28 protein-coding genes and 1 pseudogene are annotated in these 25506 nt (G+C 65.6%); 10 read left to right on the top strand and 19 right to left on the bottom strand.

Annotated elements, in window-relative coordinates:
* Positions 1-24: 24 nt before the first annotated feature.
* The 5 genes from BTO20_RS20560 to BTO20_RS20540 form a co-directional block, all read right to left on the bottom strand.
* A complete protein-coding gene (locus BTO20_RS20560; RefSeq protein WP_019346161.1) occupies positions 25-246 on the bottom strand; it encodes a hypothetical protein in 222 nt (73 codons plus the stop codon).
* 330 nt (positions 247-576) lie between these two features.
* The gene (locus BTO20_RS20555) at positions 577-2025 is read right to left on the bottom strand and encodes a hypothetical protein (RefSeq protein ID WP_131721853.1); all 1449 of its coding nucleotides are present in this window, start codon (positions 2023-2025) and stop codon (positions 577-579) included.
* A gap of 286 nt (positions 2026-2311) precedes the next feature.
* The gene (locus BTO20_RS20550) at positions 2312-2545 is read right to left on the bottom strand and encodes a hypothetical protein (protein ID WP_047036707.1); all 234 of its coding nucleotides are present in this window, start codon (positions 2543-2545) and stop codon (positions 2312-2314) included.
* 36 nt (positions 2546-2581) lie between these two features.
* On the bottom strand, positions 2582-2884 hold the full coding sequence (locus tag BTO20_RS20545; RefSeq protein ID WP_047036706.1) for a hypothetical protein: 303 nt from the start codon (positions 2882-2884) through the stop codon (positions 2582-2584).
* Positions 2881-3435, bottom strand: a complete 555-nt coding sequence (locus BTO20_RS20540) for a hypothetical protein (protein WP_232490790.1) — start codon at positions 3433-3435, stop codon at positions 2881-2883. Before BTO20_RS20540 ends, BTO20_RS20545 begins: the two co-directional genes overlap by 4 nt.
* Positions 3436-3500: 65 nt before the next feature.
* Between BTO20_RS20540 and BTO20_RS20535 the strand changes: the two genes are divergently transcribed.
* Both BTO20_RS20535 and BTO20_RS20530 read left to right on the top strand, forming a co-directional pair.
* Positions 3501-3929 carry a hypothetical protein gene (locus tag BTO20_RS20535; RefSeq protein WP_047036854.1) on the top strand — a complete coding sequence of 143 codons (429 nt, stop codon included), beginning with the start codon at positions 3501-3503 and terminating at the stop codon, positions 3927-3929.
* Positions 3926-4813, top strand: coding sequence for a hypothetical protein (locus BTO20_RS20530; protein WP_052773199.1), 888 nt, complete (start codon positions 3926-3928; stop codon positions 4811-4813). Before BTO20_RS20535 ends, BTO20_RS20530 begins: the two co-directional genes overlap by 4 nt.
* Before the next feature lie 365 nt (positions 4814-5178).
* Here the strand turns inward: BTO20_RS20530 and BTO20_RS20525 are convergent, their stop codons facing one another.
* The 5 genes from BTO20_RS20525 to BTO20_RS20505 form a co-directional block, all read right to left on the bottom strand.
* Positions 5179-5439, bottom strand: coding sequence for a hypothetical protein (locus BTO20_RS20525; RefSeq protein WP_131721852.1), 261 nt, complete (start codon positions 5437-5439; stop codon positions 5179-5181).
* 36 nt (positions 5440-5475) lie between these two features.
* A complete protein-coding gene (locus BTO20_RS20520) occupies positions 5476-5757 on the bottom strand; it encodes a hypothetical protein (RefSeq protein ID WP_087078041.1) in 282 nt (93 codons plus the stop codon).
* Positions 5758-5836: 79 nt separating this feature from the next.
* Entirely contained in the window at positions 5837-6151 is a 315-nt protein-coding gene (locus BTO20_RS20515; protein ID WP_131721851.1) for a hypothetical protein, read from the bottom strand.
* A gap of 53 nt (positions 6152-6204) precedes the next feature.
* Positions 6205-6594 (bottom strand): hypothetical protein, encoded by a 390-nt coding sequence (locus BTO20_RS20510; protein WP_131721850.1) that lies wholly within the window; start codon positions 6592-6594, stop codon positions 6205-6207.
* A 34-nt stretch (positions 6595-6628) separates the two neighbouring features.
* Positions 6629-9616: a bifunctional DNA primase/polymerase gene (locus BTO20_RS20505; protein ID WP_047036696.1), complete on the bottom strand. Its 2988-nt coding sequence runs from the start codon at positions 9614-9616 to the stop codon at positions 6629-6631.
* Positions 9617-10216: 600 nt separating this feature from the next.
* Between BTO20_RS20505 and BTO20_RS20500 the strand changes: the two genes are divergently transcribed.
* From BTO20_RS20500 to BTO20_RS39460, 3 genes are all read left to right on the top strand, one after another.
* The gene (locus BTO20_RS20500; RefSeq protein WP_157680282.1) at positions 10217-10462 is read left to right on the top strand and encodes a hypothetical protein; all 246 of its coding nucleotides are present in this window, start codon (positions 10217-10219) and stop codon (positions 10460-10462) included.
* 48 nt (positions 10463-10510) lie between these two features.
* On the top strand, positions 10511-10834 hold the full coding sequence (locus BTO20_RS20495; protein WP_075909311.1) for a DUF7457 domain-containing protein: 324 nt from the start codon (positions 10511-10513) through the stop codon (positions 10832-10834).
* A 313-nt stretch (positions 10835-11147) separates the two neighbouring features.
* Positions 11148-11288: a hypothetical protein gene (locus tag BTO20_RS39460; RefSeq protein ID WP_157680281.1), complete on the top strand. Its 141-nt coding sequence runs from the start codon at positions 11148-11150 to the stop codon at positions 11286-11288.
* A 24-nt stretch (positions 11289-11312) separates the two neighbouring features.
* Here BTO20_RS39460 and BTO20_RS20490 read toward each other — a convergent pair whose 3' ends face one another.
* The 3 genes from BTO20_RS20490 to BTO20_RS20480 are packed head-to-tail and all read right to left on the bottom strand — an operon-like array spanning position 11313 to position 14972.
* On the bottom strand, positions 11313-12278 hold the full coding sequence (locus tag BTO20_RS20490) for a transglycosylase SLT domain-containing protein (RefSeq protein ID WP_087078040.1): 966 nt from the start codon (positions 12276-12278) through the stop codon (positions 11313-11315).
* Between the two features lie 26 nt (positions 12279-12304).
* A complete protein-coding gene (locus BTO20_RS20485) occupies positions 12305-14569 on the bottom strand; it encodes a hypothetical protein (RefSeq protein ID WP_087078039.1) in 2265 nt (754 codons plus the stop codon).
* A gap of 49 nt (positions 14570-14618) precedes the next feature.
* Entirely contained in the window at positions 14619-14972 is a 354-nt protein-coding gene (locus BTO20_RS20480; RefSeq protein WP_019346742.1) for a hypothetical protein, read from the bottom strand.
* Positions 14973-15122: 150 nt separating this feature from the next.
* Here BTO20_RS20480 and BTO20_RS20475 point away from each other — a divergent pair, with 150 nt between their 5' ends.
* From BTO20_RS20475 to BTO20_RS20455, 5 genes and pseudogenes are all read left to right on the top strand, one after another.
* A complete protein-coding gene (locus tag BTO20_RS20475) occupies positions 15123-16262 on the top strand; it encodes a hypothetical protein (protein WP_087078038.1) in 1140 nt (379 codons plus the stop codon).
* Between the two features lie 112 nt (positions 16263-16374).
* Positions 16375-17737, top strand: a pseudogene (locus BTO20_RS40600) (Mu transposase domain-containing protein).
* A gap of 26 nt (positions 17738-17763) precedes the next feature.
* Positions 17764-18552, top strand: coding sequence for an IS21-like element helper ATPase IstB (gene istB / locus BTO20_RS20465; RefSeq protein WP_087072468.1), 789 nt, complete (start codon positions 17764-17766; stop codon positions 18550-18552).
* On the top strand, positions 18542-18841 hold the full coding sequence (locus tag BTO20_RS20460; RefSeq protein WP_087072533.1) for a hypothetical protein: 300 nt from the start codon (positions 18542-18544) through the stop codon (positions 18839-18841). The genes istB and BTO20_RS20460 overlap by 11 nt, the downstream gene beginning before the upstream one ends.
* 74 nt (positions 18842-18915) lie before the next feature.
* Positions 18916-19332, top strand: a complete 417-nt coding sequence (locus BTO20_RS20455; protein ID WP_087078037.1) for a hypothetical protein — start codon at positions 18916-18918, stop codon at positions 19330-19332.
* 8 nt (positions 19333-19340) lie between these two features.
* On the opposite strand, the gene BTO20_RS20450 is transcribed toward BTO20_RS20455, so the two are convergent.
* From BTO20_RS20450 to BTO20_RS20425, 6 genes are all read right to left on the bottom strand, one after another.
* Complete coding sequence (locus BTO20_RS20450) at positions 19341-20570, bottom strand: PPE domain-containing protein (RefSeq protein WP_087078036.1); 1230 nt, start codon at positions 20568-20570, stop codon at positions 19341-19343.
* A 139-nt stretch (positions 20571-20709) separates the two neighbouring features.
* Positions 20710-21480 (bottom strand): hypothetical protein, encoded by a 771-nt coding sequence (locus tag BTO20_RS20445; protein WP_157680280.1) that lies wholly within the window; start codon positions 21478-21480, stop codon positions 20710-20712.
* A gap of 206 nt (positions 21481-21686) precedes the next feature.
* Positions 21687-21992, bottom strand: a complete 306-nt coding sequence (locus tag BTO20_RS20440; protein WP_047036684.1) for a hypothetical protein — start codon at positions 21990-21992, stop codon at positions 21687-21689.
* A gap of 200 nt (positions 21993-22192) precedes the next feature.
* On the bottom strand, positions 22193-22375 hold the full coding sequence (locus BTO20_RS20435) for a hypothetical protein (protein ID WP_087078034.1): 183 nt from the start codon (positions 22373-22375) through the stop codon (positions 22193-22195).
* Positions 22372-24462, bottom strand: a complete 2091-nt coding sequence (locus tag BTO20_RS20430; protein ID WP_232490789.1) for a hypothetical protein — start codon at positions 24460-24462, stop codon at positions 22372-22374. The genes BTO20_RS20435 and BTO20_RS20430 overlap by 4 nt, the downstream gene beginning before the upstream one ends.
* Positions 24463-24566: 104 nt before the next feature.
* Complete coding sequence (locus BTO20_RS20425; protein WP_087078033.1) at positions 24567-25505, bottom strand: C40 family peptidase; 939 nt, start codon at positions 25503-25505, stop codon at positions 24567-24569.
* Position 25506 lies beyond the last annotated feature (1 nt).

Genomic DNA, 25506 nt, shown 5'->3' with positions numbered 1-25506 from the left:
TGTCCGTCAGGAGCGTTGCCGCGCTCAGTCGAACGCCTTCCAATGGTGGCCGACGTAGCCGATGACAGCGTCCATATCGGCAACAGATTCTGGAGTGGGCATCGCCGTCTTCACGGCGCCTGCTGCGCAGTGCAAGTCTCGGTGCGAGACGTACTGTCCGCGCACGTAGTCGATGAAGGCGCCGCGCGTCTCTGGACGGTCCTGATACTGCGCGCACAGGGCGCGGAATTCGTCGTGAGTGATCATCGCCGTGGGCCTTTCCCGTTGGGGTGCAACGGGAAATATGCTGCGTTCTAGCGACGCTACTGACTGTCTGCGGCGCGGTCGGGATACACCGGAACCCTGGATCGCCGCCCGTAGCGCAACCCGGATCACCCTTGGTAGTTCCGCCTGTAGCGCCGTCCGTAGTGCCGGGCGTGCACCGTGCGCGGCGGCGGGTCTGATTGGCTCCGTGCAAGTCGTGGCGGCGGGCCGGTCTGGCACCTGGACCTGGACACCCACACAGGAGAAATGCTGCGTGCCGCTGCAACTCCCGAGCAGAGTGTGTTCAACGTGGCTGGCCCGCACGGGTTTCGACTATGCAGCGGCGGCCAGTGCGAACAACTCCATCTGATTCGGATCGTTCGCAGTCAACAGTGTCACGTCCTCGATGTAGTCCGAACCCTCGGTCAGCAGCTCGGCTGCGTCCGCCAGTTCCACGAGCTGCCACTGCCGCTCGATGCGCTCAGCGAAGCTGCCGGTGGGAAGATCACGTGCGGCGCGGGCACGATCGATGATCGCGTCGGCCACTGCCTGCATACGGAGATCGTGGTGTTGGTGCAGCATTTTCACGTGGGTCACCATCGCCTCGACCACGTTCGACTCCGGCAGATAGACCCCTCCGGAGGAATAGGTAGCGACACCGTCGTACAGGTCGAACGGGTCGTCGCCAATCAGATGCCGGGGACGCAACAGTCCGTCGAGAATGACCTGGTGCCGGATCGGACCGCTCGACGGGAAGACTTTCCACGCCGCGTCGGTGTCTTCTTCCCAGCGTCGCGCCGCGGTTTCGACGGCCTCGGAGACTTTCAATGCCCTGCGGTGCGACGCGCGGGTCGCGAACGCTGCAACATCAGAGCTGGAGAACACAGTCTCGATGTCGGTAGCCACAGCCTCGCGGGCTTTCCGTTCGTCGCCGTCGGCCCGCGTCAGATAGGCCTTCCAGTTCACCTCGCCGATCGCCTCAGCCGGGGTGTCGCACCGTCCGATGTGCACGCCATGAGCCAGGACCGCGTCGGAGTGGGTGGCGAAGAATCGGATATCGACGTCGTTCCCGGACAGTCGCGTGTACGCGGCGGCTATGTGGGTGGCGGTCGCGGGGTCGATGTTCTCCTCAAAGCCGTCGGCGGTGTGGAAACTGATCTGTGGAGCAGTTTGTCGCCCCGTGCTTTTCTTCCGGGTGGGCGCGGTATTTGACACTGTCTCGGCGGTGGTGATCGAGTTCTGCTCGGCGGCAAGCCATTCCGACCATTGTTGGCTGTCACCGGCGTCGGCGCGGTCTTGCCGTGTCTCGGCGACGAACAGGTCGGCGATCTCTTGACGTCGCCTCGCCCGGTCAGCCTCGATAGTACCGAGTTCGGAGACGGTCAGGGGAGCGTTGCCGACGCCGAGACCGTCACTGGCGGTGTGCTCGTGCACCTTGGCGTAGCTGGTCCGCAGATCGTCCAGCTCGCGAGGAGGTGCGATCACGCCGACAAACAGCGGGTGCAGCGGTTCGTACCCTCGGGAGTGCTCGTAGTTCAGGATGGCGGCCCGCTGAAGGGTGTGTTCGGAAGGAACGTGACCGGCGTCGGCTGCTTTGGCGCCGGCCAGTCCGCGCAGTGTTCCGGAGATGTCGTGGGTGACGTGCGTCGACGGGGACACTGAGGATACCGTGGCGGGATCCAGCCCCAGATCGGTGGCGATCGGTGCCAGCGCGGAGGCGGGTGCGGCAGCGATGACCGAGAGCACACCAGGACCTGCGAACTGCGCTGCTGCGGAAGCCAAGTCGGCACGGTAAGTCTTCATCGCGGCCCGACGTTCTCGGTCCCGTTGTGGATTGTGGGGGCAGCGGCGCTTGGCGGTGCGGCACATTGGCGGCGTCTCCTTATCTGGTGCGGGCGACGGTCCCCGCTCCGGTCAGGAACGTAGCGCGCAGCGCCGACAAGAGCAGGCCGCGCCACAGCTCTCGCACCCGCCACGTGAAACGCCGAGAAGTGCCGCACCGTAGACGGATTCACCGCCCGGACTGATGTTGGCAGCCGGGACACAACAGCATCTTTCCTGGTGTGGCTCAGTTCTCTTCGATCCGACAGGTGATCGCGTATTCGTCGAAGTCGGTCCAGTCGCTGCAGGTCTGCACAGCGACACGCACCGTCTCCTGGTCAGGGATCGAGGTATGGGCGACCAGGGCATGGACGAGGTGATCACGGGCGCCGTCGAGTGTGTCGCTGGTTCCGGCGATGAATGCTCCGCGGTCGGGGTGCTCGTGTGTTGGGTACAGAGACAGGCTCCAGGTGTACGCCACGGTGTTTGGACTCCTCTTTCCGATCCGCGATCTGTCTCAGTCCTGCATAAGTCTCGGGGCCTTGCCGCTCGCCTGAGCCGTCCAGCTGCTAAACGCCGTGAAGATGGCGGCGTTGAGAACGTCTTGGAGAACTTCAAGGTCGACATGCAGCATCGGGTCACTGATCCCGATGTAGGTGATGCATCCGCCGTGCACGGCGACCGCGACGTGCGGATCGTCGGGGTCATCGACCCCGATCCCTACCGCCTCGACGCTGGGGAACGTCGCCTGAGTCCATGCCTCATCCGCATGCACCGCTGAGTCGATGGCTTGCTGCAGCTTCGGGGATAGCGCGGTCATCGCGGTGCCGGTGCTGCGGGCAGCGTCGAGGACGTGGTGGGCTCGCTTAAAGGACCCTGCGTCGAGGTCGCTTCGGCATCGGCTCCACCGGAGACTCCGCTGCCGTTGGAACCCGGGTAGGGGGCCAGCGGCGCGGTGTAGGTGGGTATTTCGGCGTCCGTCCGCGCGGGGGCCGCCGGTGTCGCGCTGGACGTGGCCGCTGCGGGGACAGGGGCGCAGGTGTAGGGGTCGAAGCGGCTGGTGGACGCACCGGAGGGTCCTGCCTCCCCGTCGGCTGACACGGTGGCCGTGCTCGGCGCGACTTGGCCCTCGGAAAGCTGCGGCTCCGCGGCGGTATCGGTCACTGCGATGTTCGGTGGCCCGCCGGCCACCGGGGCGCATTGGCCGGGAGCGACGGTAGCGGTGACGGTAACGGTCGCGGGGGTCACGCGCACGTCAGTGGTCTCGGATTCGGGAAGTTCGCTGCCGGGGTCGGCGACAGCCACGGTGACCGCCGCTGACAGGGCGATGGATACAGCGGCGGGGATCAGAAGGGCGGTCTTGAGCCTCATGGCGCGCAACGTTAGGCACGCGCCACTGCCTTCCACGAGCGCGGCGCGTCGTTACGGTGGCGCAGGTGAACACCCCCTCGATGCTGGCACGCACCGCGGTTTACGCGTTGCTGGGCCAACTGCTGGTGATCGTGGTGGTGGCAGCGGCGGTACCGGGTGGTTCGTCGTGGCTGGTGCTGTCCGGATTTGCCACCGCCTACTATGACCGAAATCTGTTCGCAGTGCGCATCGCGGCGCTGCCGTGGACCGATCCGGCTGTGTACGTGTCGATCCAGACCACGGTGCAGATGTCGATGGTCGCACTGGTGATCGCGGGGGCCTCGACGTTGGTGCGTACCAACCCGTGGCAGCACGGGGTGCTCCCGGATTCCAGCGCGCCGCGCCGCGACAAACCCAGCCCCGCGGACACCCACGCAGCTGGACCTGCACCCGCCCCCGGACTTCCTCCCGCCGCTGGGCCCGGGGCAGGCCTGTCGGGAAGTGGCGCATCATGATCACCGCCCCTGCGTTGCGCGCGTTGGCGCGACGGGCACTGGACACCCGACAACCCCTCAGCGCGTTGCGTGACGCCTGTTTGCGATACCGACGGCTGGCGATGCTGGCCGTCGGGCTGGCAACGGTTGTGGGTGCGGTGATGGGTGGGCTGGTGTTGGTGGCTGCTGTGTCCTCTCCAGCTGCCGCTCCGGTTGCGATTTCAGGGGTAGTGCTCACGAAGACGGCCGATCTGTTCGAGCCGGGCGGAAGCGACAAGCTCTCGGGGGCGGAGCTGGCCGAATCCGGTGCCGATTCGAAGATCAAGTGCCTTCCGATCCCACCGATGCGGGTGGATACGCAGGACGTGACAACGCCACCGGACCCGGTCGAGGGTGAGATGTCTCAGACACCCGAGGCGGGCCCGGTGCTGGCGCCGCTTCCGATCGCGGAGGATGGCTCACTGGAGCGCGCTGACGCCCAGACGCTCATCGACCCCGTTCCTCCCGGCACCAGCACGTTGGTCGCCCACGTTTGGTTCCTGTATCGGCTAGCTGGCCTGGGGGACTGGGACACGTTCGTGGCCGCCTACCATGCCGCGGATTTGCATGAGGACGACGAATCAGCTGATGCCCCACTGCAGCAGGTGCAGGCGCTCAACACCGCTGGTGTAGACCTAAGCCGGTACCGGCTTACCGCGGCCTCATTGAGCGCAGCGGGGCAATACACGGGCCGGCTGAACGATCCATACCCGGAATACCGGGAACTGGTGGCGATCGAGCTCGCAGCTACCTGCCTTGGTGACGAGGATGTCGCAGCGTCCCAGATGACGATGCCGCCGCCATCGACTGCCACACCACCGCCGGCTCCCGTTGCGGCCGCACAGATCCCGGAACCCCACGAGTGACGATCGCAGATGAACGTGTTAAGGAGTGGCGTGGCATGTCGGATGCTCACCGTTATTGTTACCGGACGGCCCGCGGGGTTTCCGTCGGAGCCACTCGAACGACATGGAAATTGGGGTCTACTTCCTGAATTTCGCCCACAACCTTCCAGTTCTCCGGAAGCTGGGCGAATGCCCCCGCTACGTCGGCGACGTCATGCGCGATGAGGTCGCGTCGGAAGTTGATACTCAGTCCGCCTCGAGCGTGGTGCTCGCCGACGGTCAGGGTCGGCTGGTGGTACGTCGCAAACTCGGCCCACCAAGTGGAACCGCATTCTCCGTTTCCATGATGTGCTCAGTCTCCTTGCCGGCTCTGCTATTTCGTACCTTCACCGGACGTCGTTGATGGCATCGAGGAGCTGGTCCACGATCAGGCCACTCCCCGCCGCGAACCGGCGCCCATCGCCGGCCAGCGCCACGCCGTGATCGAGCAGGTCTCCGCGCGTGAGAACGATACGGCCGCTGGCGCCGCCGAGGAACGTCGACGATGACGTAGCGGTCAACCGATTGTCTCCGTCAACCACCAACAGGTCATGGCGCGGATCCATGATCGCCAACGCGTGCACTCGCGTGAGCGGAGGTTGCTTCAAGGGAATCTCCTTGTCTCGCGTACCTTCTGTGGACACTTATCCGCGCAGTCCGTTCGTTCGGTTTGACTTGCGTACATCCGAGGTCACCACCCATAGCTGGCACGCCAACAAAGCCCCCGTAACGCCGAGCCAGGCACCGTGGAGACCTTGACCACCGATGCCAAACACGATATTGATCGCACCGATGCACATCGTCAGAACTCCAACGATGACCCCGCCGCGGAGGCTGAGCGCACGGCCGGACAGGCCCGCTTGCAAGTTCAGTGCACCCACCAGTATCAGCGCTATTCCTAGGGCGATCGTCATTTCGCCAATCATCAAGCCTTCCTCTCTTTCCGGTTATTCGAGTGTCCGTGGGCTCTGACAGCGGATACCTTTGCCGATACGATTCGCCGGTCTATCGTTCGGCCAGTTTCCGCTGCGCTGCGTTGTCGACTTGAGTCTTCAACTTGCGTTCTGGTGAGCGCCGGGCGGCGACGATCAGCGCTGCAAGCATCAGCGAGCTTGCGAATGCTGCGATGTAGACGCCGACCGGCGGCGGCGGACTCGATGGAGCCGCCAGGTGGGCACCGATCAGCACGCTGGAGCCAGCGAAGGTGAGAGCGACCGACAGAAACACGAGAGTGGCCCAAATGTTCTTCGACACTTCAATTTCTCCTTGTTGTTGGTGTTCGTACTCGTTCGGCTGCGTGCAGGACCCGCGTGAATCCATTCATTCATCCTCCATGCGTCAGGCAGTCGTGCAGACTTCCCCTGGACACCTGCTCAGGCAGCGGCACGCTGGGAATGGGAGGCCGTATCGCCGAGAACCTGAACCTCGTAGCGGAAAACGTCCCCGTCAGCGTCTGTAGCGTTCACAGAAACCAACAGGTACGCGGCTTCGGTGGCACTGCGTTCATCCGCAGCGATGATGGTTGCGACGATATCCGTCGACACCCACCACAGCGGCTGTTCGCCGTGATGTCGGTAGATCGCGGCCCGTGTGCCGGCAAGGCCCGCGTCTTCGATGACAGCGTCCAGCCCGTGAATTGGTCCAGTGCACAGGCGCACACCATAGGTGGAAGCGCGGCGGGCCGCCTCTGCGTCCTTGGCGCCGATGAACCGGTGCAATGTCACGCGGCGCTCGAAGCGGTCAACGGATCCTGAAGTGTTCACCCGTTCATCGTATCTCTATTTTAGAGAAATTCGTCTATCCGATCGAGGAGATCGGCGGGGCCGGACGAAGCGGGGTTACCGTGTTGTCCCCCGGCTCGGTGCGCAACGTGAGCACATACGTTCTACCGTCGTCGGTCGGAGCCATCTGACCGGCCGACACCATTGACCGAACCGCCTCGCCTACAAAGTCCGGATTGCCCAGCGGGGTGTGCTCCATTTCAGCGGCAAGTGCATCGATCGTCAGTGGAATGCGCTGCCGGGTCAACGCGAATGCAGCATTCATCACCGCAGCGTTGGCTTCAGCGCCACGGGTCCGCGACTCGGTCTCGTAGGCCGCATCAGCGTGTCGACGCATGATCCCTTGTTCCTTGCCTCTCTTGCGGGCCTGCTCGTCGCGCACCGCATCTGCCACGGCGACAAGCTCTTTGATGACTCTCCTGCGCACCTCCATGACCGCCTCGGCGGCGTACCAGTGCACATCCTGCGGCTGGGCTAATCCGTCCAGCACCGCCAACACCACACAGACCTTGAGCTGCTGTAGCAGTGCGTGCCGGTCAGCGATCGCGCTGGCACGGTCCGCTACAGCCTCAGCGGCGACATAACCTCCCGAGGGACTCATCGGGTTGGCAGTAGCGCTGCGCCACAGTTCATCGTCCATGAACTCTTTGGCCGCCGGGGGCGGCTTCACCCATACCGGGGGGCGAGGACCGCCGGTCTGCGGAAGCATTGACGGCGCACCGCCGTACCAGTAGACCGGGGCGATCTGCAGCCTCTCGGGGTAGTACCCGCCACGCATCGGCATCCGTTGAGCGCCCAGCCACAAAAAGCGTTGCGGGGTGCCGCGATCGGATTCACTGAACAGAGGTGAGACCGCTTCGGGCTGGGCGCCCAGGCGGATCCCGAATCGGTAGGTGTGCGCGGTAACCATCGAGTGGCGTTCCCGGTCGGAGGTGATGTTTCCGACATCCCCACCCATCCACATCTGGCGGTAGAGGCCGGTGGCCTTGGTGCCCTGGCGCCCCATCTCAGCAACGAACACGTCGATCTCGTCAGAAGACAGCAGCACTGAGTCGCAGGCGCGCTCCTCGCCGACGCTGCCGATATGCGGAGCTTCTCCGTCTGCCGATCGGTCCTCGGCTGCCTCCACCGATTCGCCGCCGGCGCGGGGGAACAGCTTCAAGATCCCTTCACCGGTGCCGACCGGGACCATCATCACCCCTGGGACCAGCGTGTCGGAGGCTGTCAGCGTCACCGACTTGCCCGAGGCAGGGGGGCCGACCAGCACGCTGTAAAGGTTGATCGAGGTCCCCGCTCCAGTGGGTCCGGTCTCGGCGGGGATCGACCCGTCGGCGGGGATCAACCGCACAGTCGGCGGGACATTGGCCGCCACTCGCGGCAGCAGCGCGCCCAGCATTCCCCACCGGCCAACCCCGCGTGCATCGGCAGCCGCGGCGACCTGAGATAACCCTGGGGTCGCGGTGAAGATCCACTCGTGCTCAATTGTCTCGTGCGTTTTGCGGTTGGCGATTGGGGGGAGCATCTCGGCCCACTGTGTGCGGGTGCTGTGCACCGCTGGAACGTGCTCGGGCGTGCGGGGGAACGGGTACTCGTAGATCTCATCGTCGCCAGGTATCGGCATGTCGGCGACGTCGCTGATTTCCGGAAAGCGCCGCACCTTACGCGGTTTCGGCTGTGGCACAGAGGCAGGCATCGGGGGAGGTGCCGGCCGGGGGCTTAGCGCTGTAGCGCCATCGGTCAGCGAGGGGGCCGTCTCGGCGTGGACAGCCGCCTCCGGCGGCCGAGTCACTTCGATCACCGGTGGAGTGGGCGCGCCGCCGGCGATCGGTGACGAGGTATACATCTCGTCACTGTTCTCGCGCACGACGCCGTCACGTGCCAGCGCTTCGCGCAGGCCCTCGGCGGCTTGCCGGAGCAGCTTGGCGCGGGTATGCGCACCGCTACGTTCCGCGTCGGCAGCCTGTTGTTCGTAGTGTTCGGGGAGTACTGGCGCCAGCGACTCGGAACTGCCTCCGATCGAGATCCCGTGCGCGCGGCCGGCTTCGACGACACTGCACCCGCGCAGCTTGGCCGCAAGCTCCAGCCGCGAGACGTGGTCGCCGGGCAAGCCGAGCTGGGCGATCATCGTTGCGCTCCACACGTGTGCGCCGTTGCCGACTTCGCAGCGGTCGTGCAGCGTCATGGATTTCTCGTTGTCAGACCCTGCCCAGTGCGCGATGTCGCACCCGCAGCCGTCGACCTGCCCGACCAGGGTGATGCGGTGATCCCCGGCGATCCAGGTCTCCCAGGAGACCGCGTCGACAGCATCAGTGAGCTCGATCGAACGGGCATCGGCAGTTACACGGTCATAAACGGTCTGCGGCCGCGGCGCCAGGCATCCGTGCAGCGGTTCCAGTCCTGCCGGAACGGGCACGCTGCGATCGAACAGCCACGCAGGAGCCACATCGAGATTCAACGCAGGGTCGGCGCCATAGGCGCTGTGGTCCAGCGGGCCGCCTTGTGCGGCGGCGTAGGAGTATTGCGGAGCCTCGGCAAGCTTCGATCCGGGTGCGACGGCATAGCGGGTTCCGGCCAGCACATCGATCAGGCCACCGCCAGGCAGCGAAATCCCCATGGCGTCGGCAGGCAGGGTCGCGGCGTCCATGCCGTCGGGGACGCGCAGCCAGGTGTGCGACCCGCCCCACTTCTTGTTGTGGGGTTGATTCATCTGCGCTTTTGCCGGAATGACGGTGACACGTAGCCCCGCATTTTGCACGGCAATCGTGGCGTGGGTGTTCTCGGCGTCCAAGCAGATCATCCGGCTCAGCGACAGGTTCACACCGACGTTTCCGCCGCGGTGCATGTGCTCTGCGATCTGGTCCACGGTGTAGGCGGGCGCGAACGGCCAACCTGTCTGTGTCGGTCTCTTTAGCTGTGCCTTCAGTGGCATCAGATGCGCACCGAGTGACACCATCCTGGTCAACGTCACAGTGTCGACCTGTGGGGTGCTGGTGTCTGGGCTCATCGCGCAAACTCTCCTGGCCGGTGGTTTTGACAGCGCCTCGGGCAAGGGTGGGAGATGCCTGAAACGCGCCTGCGACGCTACGTTGAAAGGGAGGAAATGCCGGTCTCGAACGCAGAAACCGGAAACGGCGTGTCGTCTATGCCGATTGCGTTTCCTTGCAATAATTCGAACACGTGTTCCGGAACGGCTGGAAGCGTGAGGCAGTGACAGAGAGGCGGTGCACCGGGGCCGTGGCGACAATCACCACCATCGAAACCGCAGATTCCTCTGCGTCGCCCGAGCGTAACGCGGAGGTGGACAACGAAATCGCCGCGAAGCTGGTCCGCGTCGCTGTTCAGCACGGATGGGTGTGCACCAGCGCACGGCCCGGTACTTCACCGCTCGCCGCATTCGTGAAGGCGTCAGCATGGGTATCGGGATACACGTGTCTGGTGGGCGCATCCATGCCAGCCGGGCAATCACGGTCGATCGATCCGCCGGGGTCGATGACGTTCGCGGCTGGTTGGTTGAACCGTCAGGGGAGCTCGGATGATCCTGCCTCCAGAGATCTGCGCACACGAGATTGATGTCCGGGAGGGTCGGCCTGTTGACCTCACGAAATTGACACACCACGGAGAGCTCCGGTTCCGCTGGTCGCTGCACGTGAACGAGCAGGACGCGGCGGCGTGTGTGCATGTGTGGTCCCCGTCTCTATGGCAGTGGAGCGAGGTGTGGTCGCTGAACAACACTCAGCCGATCCTGGCCGCCGCTGACCCCATGTTCAGTGCCGCCGACAAAGCTGCGGACTGGGGCCTGCTTTTCGCGGAGTTGGCGAAGTATGCAACGGAGCTCTTCGAAGGCGGCTGATCGATTCCCGCACCTGTATATCTCTAAAATGGAGAGTATTATGTCGGCATGGGCTCCCAACAGATCATCGGCGAGGTCACGGCAATTCCCGCGACGACGCGGCAAGAGATCGCAGCCTGCCGGGCGCTTGGGCTCGGCTACTGGTCGCAGGCGCCGCACCCCGGATGCGTCTGGGCGATTGACGATGAGCGCGTCGCACATCTGGTACGAGTTATCGCCTCCCGCAATGCGGTACAGGCAAAGTGCGGGCGGATCGACGCGCCCCTGAGGCCGCGCCTCTGCACGCACACAAACGCGCGAATCACTTTCGGTGCGGCGCTGGCGCCCGACCCGCCGACGCTATTCGACGACACCGGTCTCCTAAGCGCCTGACACTGATGATGGCACATCAAAACGAAGAGGAAGACGCAGCGCCTTGAACGACACTCGTCACGAGAATCGGCACGGACCATCAGACCTCGCACGCCTGACCTCGATCCTTGATCAAGTCGCCGCCTCCGGCACGAACCTGGCCCCCACGAACAGAAGCGCCCGCCGCGCTGCTGCACGGACGGCGCTGAGTCAGGCCCGCGCCGAAGAAAAGAGCAGCAGCACACCCGCGAAACGAGGCAAACTGATGGCGAATGCCTACTGGAACAAAGATTCTGGAGCTGTGTGGGTCGACTCAGGTGCAGGAGAATCCGCAGTGGAGGTGACCAGCGAAGCCACCAGCGCCCTGGCCGCCTACGACGCGCTTGCCCTAGCCGGTTTCGTTCGCCACGGGAACTGGGAGATCGTCCCCGGTGCGTCGCGGCACCGTGTCGCCGCCGTCACCCGGTCCGACTGACAAGGCACGACAACAGCTTCCGGCTCAGTAGCCCTGGTATCCACCCGTACCGACCCCCTGACGCGACATGAACGCGCCGAGACCCGAACCGTCAGCCCCGACCTTGTAAGTGTCCATGACGTAGTTGATCGAAGCGCTCGCTGAGGCGACCGGATCGTAGATCGAGTTCGACGTACCTGCCATGTGGTAGGCCGCGAATGTGGACGGAATGCACTGCCATTGACCGCGGCTGCTGTTGGACGGTAACCCATCCTCCATGATCATTCCGGTCGCGTTGGAATCCCATCCATTGCCGGCGTTCGGATTTCCGCCGGACTCGCCTTGGGACATGTGCTGATACAGGGCCTGCCACTGCTCACGCAGTGCAGGGTCATCAGGGATCCCGTTGATGGTCAGCGCCTGATTGATCACGGACGCTGTTTCCTGGGCCGTTAGCGGTCCGCCGGGGTACTTCGCCAGCGACACTTGCGATACGTCAAGGGGATCGGGGTTTTGTGGCGAGGTCGCCGAAGAGCCTGCGAACGGATCGTCGCTGTGAGGGAAGATTCCATTGGCGCCATCGGATTCGGCCTGCGCGCGCGACGCTTCGATCAGCGCTGCCAGAATCTGTGGGTCGATACTGGTGACACCGGCTGGCGGGGTTGCGGGCACCGGGGCCGGCATCGGTGCGGGCGAGGGAGCCGTTGGTGCGCTCTGCTGGGGTGCCGATGACGGAACCGTGGGCATCGAGCCAACATTGTTGACGCCCTTGGCGCCCTTGTTGTCGAGATCCTCGACACCCTTGGCGAACTTGTCGGTCTTCTTTGTGCCGTCTTTGACCTTGTCGCGCGCTCGCTCACCGTCTTTGGTGGTGTCGTCGACTGCCGCCGTCAACCCTGGATGCACCCCCGCAGCCCCGGGGGTGCGGTCAGCATTGCCCGGAAGCGTGCTGTCGGCCTTCTGCGCCCCGGAAACAAGCGCCGCTCCGTCACTGCTGATCTCACCGGCCATCAATCGTTCCTTCCGCGTATCCGCACTTACTTGACCGCACCCGGATCCAGCCGCGGCGCCGTTGACGACGGGACGTCGGTTCCGGTGCCGGTGTCGGTGGCCGCGGCGTTGGCCGGCCCACCCTCGCCCTGGCGTGGCACACCGGGAGTCCCGACGGACGGGATGGCCTGCGCCCCGGATTCCGGCGCCCCGGCAGGATCGGCCGGGGCCCCTGCGGGCGCGGCCGGTGATGCTGGCGATCCGTCGGCCGGAACGTGTGGCTCGGGGGTCCCGCCGGGAACGTCGAAGGTCGTCGCGGCGGGAGCCTGACCGGATACCGGTGAGGATGCGGCACCGGCATCCTCGAGATGGAAGTACGCGGCGCGCTCACCCATGTCCTGCGGCAGCGCGCTCGCGTCGACCACCTTGTACTCCGACAGGTCGTAGAACGCGCCGTCACCGAGCAGCATGAACTTCTTGTCACCGGTGTCGAGGATGTCGCCGGGTTTGGCGTCGACCGGTGCGACCTGCTGTCCAAGGTCCTGACCCGGTACCGGAGGCTTGAGTCCGGCCTGGGCAGCGGCATCGGCCAGCGACACCGGATGCGTCGGATCGGCGGCCGCCAGCACCTGCGCCAGCTTGGCGCTCTTGGCGTCGGGGAAGGTGACTTTGCGGTCTTTCACTTGAACCTCTTTGCTCTGCTCGGGTGCGGCCGCCGGCTTGGCGGTCGGTGGAACACCGGTCACCGGCGCGGCGGGGGCAGCCCCCGCGGTGACCGGCGCAGTGCTCGCCGGCTTGGCTGTGTCGGACTTCACCGCGGTCAGCGGCTCGGGCTTGCGGTCCTCGCGCTTCTTGTGGTCCTTGTCGTCATCGAGCAACTTCTTGGGCTCAGAATCCGGTTTCGACGATGCCGGGCTGTTCAACGGGGTGCCGCCACCGCCAGATCCGGTCGACGGCGTGCCCATCGGTGTGCCCATCGAACCGGCGGATGGGGTGTGGCCCAGCTTCGACAACAGATTGCCCAGGTCCGACATATCGTCTTTGCCGGCATCTTTCACCGACGGCCCGGTCGGCGATGCGGGTGCCGGGGCCAGTGGCGAAGGATGCGCGGTGACCGGGGTGGTGGCGGTCTTGTCGTGCGGGCTGGTGGTTGCCGACCGTGCCTCCACCGGTGCCGGGATCGGGCCGTCGAACACGGTCGCCAGCTTGTCGGCGGCGGCCTGCACCTTGGTCAGCTCTGTTTCGAGGGTGTTCTTCAGCGTTGTCGACGGTGATTGATCGGTCAGCGCGCCGTGGTCGGCGAGCTGGTTGCGGGCGTTGCGGTTGGCGGACAGCAGCGCGTCGTAGGCGGATTCGGCTGCCTTGGACCCGGCGCGTAGCTGCGCCATCACCTCGGGCACTTTGTCGGGTAGTTCCGCGATCGCCGAAAAGTGCGGGGCCAGCTTCTGGCGGTACTGCTCGAAGTAGGGCTCCCCGGACTGGGCCATGGTCTGATCCATTTGATGGAACAGGTCCGCGATACCGGTCAGCCACGTTTTCACCGCGGCTTCGACCTGCGGGGTATCCAGGGTCAGTGCCGCCGGCGGGTTCGAGTTCCACACCGAGCCGTTCGGCCCGTCTTCGAAGCCGAAGATGTTGCGCTGCACCGTCGCCAGCGCCGCGTCGACCTCTCGGACCCCTGCGGCCTCACTGGCCGAGGCGGGCAACATGCGTGTGGAAGTGCCGTCGGGTGAGTCCCACATGCCGTAGCCGGCGCCGCCGTTTCCCCACAGATGCCAGTCGGGCCCGAATGCCTCCCACGCCTGGCCTGCGCCCAATCCGATCCATCCGATGGGGCCGGGGATTGCGCCGATTGTATTGAGAAGGGCACCGACAACGTCGCCGTCTTTGAGGTCTTGCGCGGCGAATCCGAGGCCGACGACGGTGCCGATACCGGGCACTGCACGGGCGCCTATCTTCAAGGCACTCTTGGCCATTCCTTTGGCGCCGAGTTTCTCGATCCCCTTGTCGAGAACATCGACACCCCTGCTGTACTGGGCCTTGTAGAGGCCCCCGGCTCCCTGGACCGTTCCGGTCGCGGTGAGCTTGCCGGCGGGCTTGGCGGCGCCGGCCGTTGACGGAGCTGGGGCTGCCGGTTTGGCCGCATTCGTCGGTGACGTGGTGTTGGTAGCAGCGGCAGGAGCATCCGCTGCTGTCGGTGCGGTGCCCGATGCCGATGTAGGGGGAGCGTCAGCGGCAGGCTTGGTCGCGTCACTCGTTGCGGCGTCGTGGGTCGGGTTGGGCACACCCTGCGCCCCGGTGGACTCACTCACGATCGGCTCTCCTCATCTGACTGGATCTGCGGACGGAACGGGGTCACGTCTAGCCGCGGCTGCCGGCGACGAAGGCGGTGACGAAGGCGGCGAAAGGGAATCCCGGCTGGTAGGTGTGGGCGACGGCGTCGTAGACCTCGCCGTCCTGAATCATCAGGCGTCCCTGCGTGGCTCGCGGCATCCGTGACGGTGCTACCTTCTTCGACCGGATCGTGGCGTCCAGCCGAGCCATCGCGGCGTCCAGATGTGCGGCCACCGCTGACTTCTGCGCGGCGGGGGACGGTTCCCGCACACCGGCCAGGCCCAGCAGCACCACCGTCTCGTCGGATGCGGTGGCCAGTGCCGAAGCCAGAGTGTGCATGTACAGCAGAGTCCCTCGGCCCGCGTCCTGGATCGGAATCATGGCGGGCACAGTAGGTTGCATCCGCCAGTTCTCGCGTACACGGCGCGGGTCGCAGCTGCGCTTGTGTCGGCATCTAGGCGTAAGGTGCGACACCGGCGTGTCGTGCCGCGGGCACGACCACAACCTCCACAGCTGCATACCGTGTGCATCATGGATCTGACACAGGCTCCGCTTCGCCGCCGGTCAGCGGTACGCGCCAACGCCCTGCGGTTGACCCGTGCACAGAAAGCGATCGCGGCGGTGATGAACGGCGTGGACCCCGATCCCGACGACGTCGCCTATACCGCCGGGCATCGCATCGACGAGCAGATGCTGCATTTGTCAGCCGCGGCTGCCCTTCGGCAGGTGCTGCTGTCACGTCCCTCCCGGACCCGCAGGGCCGCTGAGTCCGATCAGCAGGTCGTCCTCGATGCCTATTACTTGGCGCTGGCGCTGGCCGATGCCGCGGCGGGCCACCCCGACACACTCAACGCTGCCGTGGCGCGCCCGTGGCGTGAGTGGTTCGCCGCGGCGGCGTTGGTGGCACGGTTGCAGATCCGGTTCCTCGAGCACGCCTGCAGCCAGATCGAGATGACCGCCAAAGACGCCCCCACACCAGCGCCGCTGGCCGGCGTACTCGCCAGCGATCTGCTTTCCAGCACCGGAATGCTCGGTTGCCGTACTGCGCTGCTTCCCGACTACGCCACCCGGGAAGACTCCCGTCGTACGACAGGGATGCGCTGGCTGCGAGCCACCTCGACGATCACCGTCGCCGGACACCCCGCAACCGTTGTGGTCGACGCGGGACCTGATGCGCTGCCCGGCGCATGGACCGCACGAATCGCCGCACCTCTGGTGATCACCGCCAGCGCTGGGGACACCCGCAGCCCGACGCGCTGGCCTCGGGAGGCGGTCACGGACTGCTTGCGGATGTGTTCACCAGGCGTTCGCAGCTGGGTGGCCTCGATGACGCGCCGGCTCAGCGGCGAAGCGGGCGAGGAGCTGGTGCTGCAGCCCGGGGCCGCACCAGGAAAATTCCTTGTCAGCCCAGCGGCGGCAGCGATCGCGGAATTGGTCGGCGGCCAGCGCTCCGAAGAGGTTGCAGCAACCGGTCCGTTCGAAGCACTGGCCGCAGGCGAACTGCCACTGGCCCCGAACACCTCCATACTGCCGGTGGAAGCGCCGCATGGGATGCTCGCCAGGATGCGACACGGTGGTGATCCAGGCGACGAGCTCAGCGCCGACACCCGCCTCGAGGATTACGTCACGCTTCCGATGATGGCGCTAAGTGAAAGTGCTCAGTCTCGCTAATTGAAAGTGCCCAGTTGGCAGCGGTGGTTCGGCGTGTCGTCGGACTGCTTGTCGGGGTTCTGCTCATCGTCAGCGGAGTTGTGTTTCCGCTGATGAATGGGAGGGCCGTCGTTTGCTGTCGCTGGAGGGTGATGTGGAAGCGCATGCGCTTCGGGAGCAGGGTTGGTCGATATCGGCGATCGCTCGCCATCTCGGGATCAATCGCCGAACCGTTCGGGCCTATCTGGCTGGGGAACGAGTACCCGGGCAACGCCAACGCTCTGAACCGCTGGTGATCGATCCGTTCGTCGAGTACTGCCGGATCCGCCTGGCTGACGATCCGCACCTGTGGGCCTCAACCCTGTTCGACGAACTCGTCGAGCTAGGTTTTACCGGCTCGTATCCGTCGCTGACCCTGGCAATCCGAAACCTGGGGCTGCGACCGCATTGCGAGCCGTGTCAGTCGGTCAAGGGCCGCGACGTCGCGGTCATCGATCATCCGCCGGGGTCGAGACTCAGTGGGACTGGGTCGAGCTGCCCGATCCACCAGCATCGTGGGCGGCTGACCGGCATGCCCACCTGCTGGTCGGGGCGTTGGCCCATTCGAGCCGCTGGCGCGGGGCGCTGGCCCCGGCCGAGGACTTCGCGCACGTCGTGGAAGCGATCGAGGCGGTCAGCATCCGGTTGGGTGGGGTCACCCAGCGGTGGCGGTTCGACCGGATGGCCACGGTATGTCATCCCGAATCGGGCCGGATCACCGCGGCGTTCGCCGGGGTGGCCAAACACTACGCTGTCGCCGTCGATGTGTGCCCGCCACGACGGGGCAACCGCAAGGGTGTGGTGGAGAAGTCCAATCACGCTGCCGCCCAACGCTGGTGGCGCACCGTCACCGACGACACCACGATCGAGCAAGCCCAGGCGTCGCTGGACCGGCTGTGCGTGAAGCTCGACGGGCGCCGCCGGCGCCGCGACGGGCAGGCCACCACCGTCGGCGCCCTGGCCGATGCCGAACCACTACGGTCACTGCCGACGGGTTCGTATCCGGCCGAGTTGACCGAACACCGCATCGTCACTCCACAAGCGTTGGTGTCCTGGCGGGGCAATCAGTACTCGGTGCCGCCGGGGCTGGCCGGGGCCACGGTGACCGTCACCCACCGCCTGGGCTCTGACACCGTGCAATTGACCACGGCATCGGGAGCCGTTGTTGCCGCGCACCGCCGCGCGGTCGACGGCAGCGGCGCGGTGGTGCGCGATGCCGGTCACGTCGTCGCGCTCGAACAGGCAGTGCTATCGGGTTCTCGACGGCCAGGCCTTGCACTCATAAGACCCGGCGACCGCCCTCGGTGGCCGCCGTTGCCGAGGCCGCGCGGCTGCGTGGTGCCCCGGCGAACGATCCCGCCCAGAAGGTAGTGATCGATCTGGCCGTCTATGCGGCGACCGCAGCACGGCTATCCGTTGTTCCCCAACACCATCCAACCGAACAGAACCAGGAGTAACCCCCTTGAGCAAAACCGTCCCACAGATGAGCGAAGCCCGCCGATACCAACAACTCCGGGCACATCTGTCCTATCTGAAACTCGGCGACGCAGCCGAAGCGCTACCCCGCATCCTCGATGCCGCCCGCGCCGAAAACCTGTCCCTGACCGCCGCTTTGGAGCGGCTGTTGGAGATCGAGGTCAACGCCACCGAAGCCCGCCGGCTGACCTCACGGTTGCGGTTCGCCTGTCTGCCCGAACCCTGGACCATGGCCGATTTCGATTTCGCCGCCCAGCCCGGGGTCGACGCCAAACTGATCAACGACCTGGCCAGTCTGCGCTTCCTCGACGACGCGGCCAACGTGCTGTTCGTCGGCCCACCCGGGGTCGGCAAGACCATGCTGGCCGTCGCGTTGGCCCGCGGCGCGGTCGAGGCCGGCCACCGGGTGTATTTCACCACCGCCGCCGACCTGGCGGCCCGCTGCCACAAAGCCGCCCTGGAAGGCCGCTGGCACACCTGCATGCGGTTCTTCGCCGGACCGAAACTGTTGGTGATTGACGAACTTGGCTACCTTCCGCTGCCCGGCGATGGGGCATCCGCGTTGTTCCAGGTGATCAACCAACGGTATCTGAAGTCGAGTACGATTCTGACAACCAATGTTGGGATCGCTGACTGGGCAACCGCTTTCGGAGACGCCACCGTCGCAGCCGCCATGTTGGACAGGCTACTGCACCGCGCCACCGTGGTCGGTATCGACGGACCCAGCTACCGGCTGCGCAACCACCAAGCCACCGCCGAAACGATGCGTAAGGCGGTCGCCGCCCATGTCAGCTGAGACCCGTTCCTGCCAAGCCTGCTGGACCGAATTCACCGCCACCACACCGACCAAGATCTACTGCTCAGACCGCTGCCGCAAACACGCCTGGGAGCAACGCAAACACAGCGACACCGCCGCCACCGTCACCGAGGCCCGGCCACCCGCCCCACAGCCGGCCGCCACCCGTTCCTGCCCGCATTGCGGCGAACCCATCACCATCGTCGCTTTGCTGACCACTCCAGAAGCTGCCCGCCCCAGCACCCCCGGCGACGGCACAATCGTTCCCCTGCAACGACGAACCTGCTAACCTTAGCCACTCAAGCCAACTGGGCAATTTCGCTTAGCATCTCTGGGCAGTCTTCTTTAGCGCCATCACCGAACGTGCACCGTGACGAGATAACGCTGCTCGCTGCTGCAGAGCCTTTCGATTTCGGTACTGAAGTCGAAGTCACCATCAACTTCGCGACCCCTGCATGGCAGGACGTGAGCGCTCTCGCCGCTGAGTTGCGCAGCGCCGGTGGCGCAACATTGACGGCACCGACGCTGGGACGCATCGACCAGGATGTCGTGCCCGGGGAAGGCCACCGGCTTGCCCTGAAGGCACGCGTACGTCGCGGTGTCGCGGTGCGCACCCGCCGCGGCTACGCGGTGATGCTCCCGGCTGGAACCCGGCTAGCGGTGATTGGCTCAGATGTCACCAAGCATCACACCACGCTGTATGCGGTCTGTGACCCTGAGCCAGCGGAGCCGGCGGCACTGGCCGTCCTCGGCGGCGATGCAGTGGGAAACGTGGCTTGAAGTGCCGCTCAAGCGAACTGCTCGCGCTCATTACCCTCGGCGGCCCGGCGTGGGATGTCCCCGCTGCCGGCGTACGACAGAACGACCGAATCGGAGCGGCTGCGGTCACGTGCGCCAGCACCAGCGGCGCCGGCTCCTGGTGCCATCCCCGAACCCGGGGTTCCCACCGGGGCGCTGCCGATCACTTTCTCCTGGGCGACATTTGACACGCCGGACAGCACTGTATTCCGCGCACTGACACTGTCACTGGAGCCAGTAGGCTTGGCCATCAACGGCGATCCCATGCCCCCCATTCCGGGGACTCCGCCGCCCCCGCCGGCACCCATCGAGGCAGAGTTGATCCCGTTACTGCCCAGTGGAAGACCTCCGCCGCCGGCCAACGTCGCAGGCGCGAAGGAACTTCCGGTCGATCCGCCGTTGAGCAGATCACCCATACCGGACAACGACCCGAACATCTGCATCGGTGCCGACAGCAGCTGCTGAAACGACTGCGGCAAGCTGGAGGCCATCTGCATCGGGCTCGACAGCACCGAACCGAACTGTCCCAGCATCGAGGTCATGTCCGAGGAGGTGCCGGCCGTGCTCGCGCCCGTATCGGTAACCGCCGAAGTGGCCTGCGTGGCCGCTTGTGAAGCTCCCTGTCCGGCGCTGCTCACCATATTGGTAGCCCCTTGCACCGCCTGAGCACCGTCGGCGACAGCGGACGCTGCGTTGCTCAGCGGCGGCGGAGGCGGGATCGGCACCGGTAGCGTCGCCGCCGTGATCACCTCGCCGTAAGTGGTTCCAATCATGGTGTTCTGGGCGGTGTATGCGGCGTACTCGCCATTGAGCTCGCCGATCAGCGGTGTGTTCTGCCCGAAGAAGTTGGTCGACTCGGCTGCCAGCTCCCGCACGCGATTGTTGATTGACTGCTCGGACGGGATCATCGATGTCCGCGACATTCCATAACTTTCGGCAACTACAGCATTGATCGCCGCCTGTTTGAACGCGATCGCAGCCATGGAAGCCAGCCAGGTCATGAAGGGTGGCGTTGCTGCTGATTGGATGGCCGAACGCATCCCCGAGATGGACGACAGTGAGGCCATCATTTGTTCGCCAACGATGCCCAGTGTTGCCAAGGTGGTCGACGCCAGACCCATCCACGCGGCCGACGCGGCTGCCCACGTCGCCCCTGTAGAACCGGTTTCGAGCATCCCTGCGCTCAGCTCGGGCGGCAGGGACCAGGGTTGTGCCGTCATTTGCGTCTGCCTCTCATGCAGTCGGGGTGTGCTGGCCAGGGTGCCACCGGGAAACTGTGCCCGACAACGCGGACACGGACCGCTGAGGCTGTCATGTCCCCTCGCTGACAGCGGTTTTCGAAAGACCAGCGGCCGGTGGTCAGGAACCCGGGGCCGGAACTGGTGGGGGCTCCGGCGCGGGCGGCGCCGAAACCGTCAGTGATCCGGAAGCGCCGACCAATTTCGCCGCGGCCGGATCGGAGCCCGCCACTGCCGACACGCGGGCAGGTGCGTCGGCGGGGGCACGCGTCACCGCCGCACTGCGTCCTCTGACAGTCAACGCTGATACCCCCGCCGCGTTGAAGTCGGCGACCAAGTTGCCGATACGCGCCGTCATCGTGTCCGACCCGGCCGCAGGGGTGTTCACCTCCACCTTGTCTGCGCCCAGTGCCGTGATGGCCTCGGACAGTGGGAACGGGATGCGTCCGAGACGGTCACCGACTTCGATCCACCCGGGCTCTGCGGTGGGGACACCGACACTGGACCAAAACGCCGAATCACCTCGCAGCAGCACACGGGTGCCGATCACCAACAGCTCGGCGGTCTGCGTACCTGAGCGCACTTTTCCGTAGGAGACGGCGTGTGAGGGATCGGCGGTTTCTTGAACCTCCAGCCGCGCGGTCGCCGTCGTCACCGTCGAGGCCAGTGTCACCGGCCCCGTCGACAGGGTCTGGCCGGCGTAGCGCAACGCTGCGGCTTCGAGCACCGACGGGGTTCGGGTGGCTGGCACCGGTTCTGGTGGCGGGGTACGCAAAGCCAGCCAGACGGTCAGTGGGACCGCCACCGTTGCCCACACCAGCGCCAGCGTCAACACGACGCGGGTCGCACGGCTGCCCGCACTTGGCCGTGGCAGTTCCCACATCTCACGCACTTCGGCTCCTTCCGCCGGCGACTGCCCCTGCAGCGGCCACCGTGCGAGCACCGTAACCAGGGGCGGCTGTGCACTATGTCCCGCGGCGCGTCCGGAACCGCCTCCGAAAACTAGCGATGCCGCTGGTTCTTGCCGGGGAGGCAATGAAACCAGCGGCATCGAGCCGGCCCGTCTCCGGCGAGGGGGATTTCCGGAGACGGGTCAGATCAAACAGCCATAGCCGCGAGTCCACCGGCGGCGTTGAGTGCCTCGAAAGTGCCGTTGACACTAGCGGTCTCGGCGGCACGCTCACCAAGCTGCTCGATGCCCAACCCGAGCATCGCGATGAAATCGGCGGTCGTCACGGCCTGCTGAGTGACCGCCATTGCCGAGTCGGCGTCGTTTCCGGGCGGGGTGACCGCCGCAGCGGCGGCGGTCGCGGTCCCAGCTGCCGCCGTGAATCCGGTCGTCTCGGTGATCAGTCCGGACACCTGGCCGACAACGTCGGCGAAGCTGCTTACTCCAATGGTCATCGTTTTCTCTCCTCACGTTCGCGATCATCGGCCCTGGACGGGAGCTGGCCGAGTTTGCTCTAGCTGAAATCATTCCACGTCTTCACTCCAGCGACGGTCGATGTGCCGTGTCGCGGGCACTGTCGAAATGTCATGTCCTCCAGTGCGCCTGGCAAATCGGTAGCCCAACTGCGTACCTGGCCGCGTGGCGACGCATGGCGTCACGGGGGTGTTTTGTCGGCCAACCGGGGCTGCTGCAGGGACAACGGACGCACCTCGTGGCTCGAGTAGAAGATCGCGCCCATCACCTTGGACGCGAGTTCGGCGCCACTTCGTTCAGTCACCGTGCCCGACAGCCGCACCAGCGGTATCCCGCCGACAATCAACGGCTCAACCTGCGTCACTGCCCACCTCCGAAAGGCTCAGGGACCCGCAGCGCGCAGCGCAGCGCGTAACGGGCATCGTCGATGTCTCCGGCGGTGCGGTCGGCCAGCGCCGCCGACAGCAGGTAGCGGGCCCACATCCGGGGATACCGGCCCGGCCCCGCACCGCCGGTCCATCGGGCTTGACTGACCAGACGTTCCAGATCCGCCGCTGCCTGCACGGGGCGACCCCACACCGTGGACAGATAGGTCAGGGTGTCGTCGATGTCTTCAGGGTCGATCGCATCGAAACCCCAACGGTCTTTGGAGCCGGCGGCGATGTTCACCGCGTCGATCTCCTGCTCCGAGAGCACCAACACCCCGCTGCGGGCAGCTTCGGGGTCGGTGGCCACCACTGCGTCGAACGGGCCGACGACACCGACCGCCACCGCCTCCAGCAATGGCCGCCACGGCTGGTCACACCCCAGCCACCGGGCGGCGAATCCATCGGAGACCTTGGTAATCAACGGAATCAGGTGTGGTGCGGCCCGCATACCCGGCGCCAGAAATCCGAGACCGTCACCGGTGACGAACACTGCCTCGGAGCTGTTCACCCCCACAGCCACCTGGATGACTCGGCCCTCTCGGCGGTGCGCCCGGTAGATTCCCGCGACGATAGACGCTGCGACCAGGTCCATGTCCGTGGCATGGTCAAGGCCTTTGAGATCCGCTCCGAAATCGAAAAGTTCCCTAGGGGTTTCACGTTCCTTTGGCACATACGCGACGGAATCGGAATCCTTCCCGGGCTTGATCGCGGGACCACTGGTAGGACGTACACCGGCTGCGCCGCCAGTAGCCCCCAGGCCGCCCAGTCCGCCACCCATTGGCCCCATCATCGGACCCATCGCGGGTGCCATCGGCACGCCCGGGGACACCGATGACCCGGGCGCACCTGTGCCCGGACTCAGCGTGTTGGTACCTGCGCCCGCGTCACCCGAGGAGACATGGGTCGTTGGCGTCGACAACGAGCTGTTGCCGCTGACTGCCTCGCCCGAGGACAGAGTCGTGGTTGGTGCTGCCGGTGGCGGTGCCGCAGTGGTTGCCGGTTCCGATGGCGTATCGGCCCGAGTTTCCCCTGCGGGCACCTCGACTGGACTTTCCTCCTCTTTGGGGGAGGTTCCTGTGGGGGTGTAGCGCGCGTTCTCCCCGTCACGTGACCCGCTGAGTGGGCGGCCGAGTGGAGATCCCGCGGTGCTGTTGTTCTCGGAACTTCCGGTCTTGTCTGCGCGCGGTCCCGATAGCGGGTTGCTGCTATCGGCAAGCCCTGAGGCTTTGGTGAGCCGTGACAGTGCGTCGTCGCTGATCGGCACGCCGTTGTTGCCGGGCAGCTTCTTCATCAGATCCTGGATCACCGACTGCCCGGCCTGGACGAGCGGTTGGGCCTGCTGACCCAGGTTAGGCATCCCGGATCCCACCTTCGACACCTGGCCGCCGACGTTCTGCAGCAGCGACGCCAGAGCGCCATCGGGCATTCCGGGCACCATCTGGCCGTTCTCAGGCATCGGAGCCATCGTCGAAGGAATGGTGGGTGTAGCTCCCTTCTGTACGCCGCTGACCAACTCCTCCTGGGTGCTGTTGTGGTTGCCACCGATCTGGTCGGCCTGGTCCTTGGCCGCCTGCAGCAACTCGTTGTATTTCTGCGTGAACTCGGCCTGGTTCTTGGGCGAGTTGGGACCGCCCGACCCGGCGTAGGACGCGATCAACTCCTCCACGGCCGTCTCGAAAGTCGTGGCCACACCGTTGAGTTGGATCTTGGTGTTAAGGATGTCCTGTGCCATCACACTGGCACCGTTACCCATATTCAGCTGCGCCAGTGCCCGGTCAAACGCCGCCCGCTGGTCCTCAGTGAACCCGGAGAGCAGCTGATCAGGAGTGTTACCGGTGGCGTTGGCTTCGATCAGCGCGTACATCACCTCAGCGGTGTTGCCCGTGCCAACCGATGCGGCGGATTGCTCGAACAACTGCAACGCCGAAGCCACCGTCTGCGTCTCCGACGTGGTCGGGAAGTTGGTACCGATGATCTCGGCGGAGTGCGGGGTGGGGACGGGGGGAATGTCAGTGGGGGACACGGAGCGGTTCCGTCCTCTCTGTCAGGCCGCACCGCCGGAGATGGGGTGCGTGTCGTGTTGCCATATTGGGGGCTGGGGTCCACCGGCGGCGGGCCCGGCGCGGCCTACGAGTCGCTGACCACGCGCACGAATTGAGTAGCCCCGCGGCTTGCGGCGTCGCTGAACATGACATTGGTCCCAGACTGTTGGGCTTCGACAACCTGGCCGTCACCGACATAAACCATGACGTGGTGATCTGGGTTGTCATCGAAGGCGAGATCACCGGGACGCGCGTCGGCGGCACTCACGAGCTGCCCAGCCGCATACTGCTCGCCGGACACGCGGGGAATCTCCACTCCGGATGCCTGGTATACGAGGTAACGGGCAAGCGCCGAGCAATCGAACCCGATCTTGTCGTAGTCGCCCGCGGCGTCGGCCGCTCCGCCGTCGCTGATGCCCTGGCTGGGCCCGTCGATGCTACCTCCACCCCATGCGTACGGAATTCCTTCAGCGACAACCTGTTTAGCTAGCTCGATGATCCGCTGCTGGTACTCGGTGGAGCCAGGTGAAGTCGGCCCGCCCGCGCCGACCTTGCCCTTGGCGGTGAGAGAACCCGTGCCCATCGAGCCGTCGCCACCGAGCAATTTGGACAGTGCCTGCGCACCGTTCGGACTGGACAGGGGCGAATTGATCGATCCACCGGGACTGGAAGACGGCACCTGCGGCATCTGCATCCCCGAACCAAGGTTGCCGGCACCGCCGAGCAGCGAACTCGCTCCGGCACCGAACGCGCTGAGCAAGGCAGCGGGGATCGCATTGACACCGTCGCCGCCCTTCTTGTCGATGCTTTTGACGCCCTCGCCAAACTTGCTGGTCTTGTCCGAGCCCTCCTTGACCTTGTCGCGCGCTCGCTCACCGTCTTTGGTGGTGTCGTCGACCGCAGCTGTTAGTCCGGGATGTACGCCGGGGCTGCCGGCGGTACCGCCGGAGCTGGCCGGCAGATCCTGCGCGATCTTGCCGGGCTCGGTGATGACCAGCTCGTTGCTGCTGATTTCCCCTGCCATG

It is taken from the genome of Mycobacterium dioxanotrophicus (assembly GCF_002157835.1).
In the GTDB taxonomy this organism is placed as follows: Bacteria; Actinomycetota; Actinomycetes; order Mycobacteriales; family Mycobacteriaceae; genus Mycobacterium; species Mycobacterium dioxanotrophicus.
Note: the sequence above shows the minus strand (reverse complement) of the source record. Positions and strands in the feature narration are given on the sequence as shown.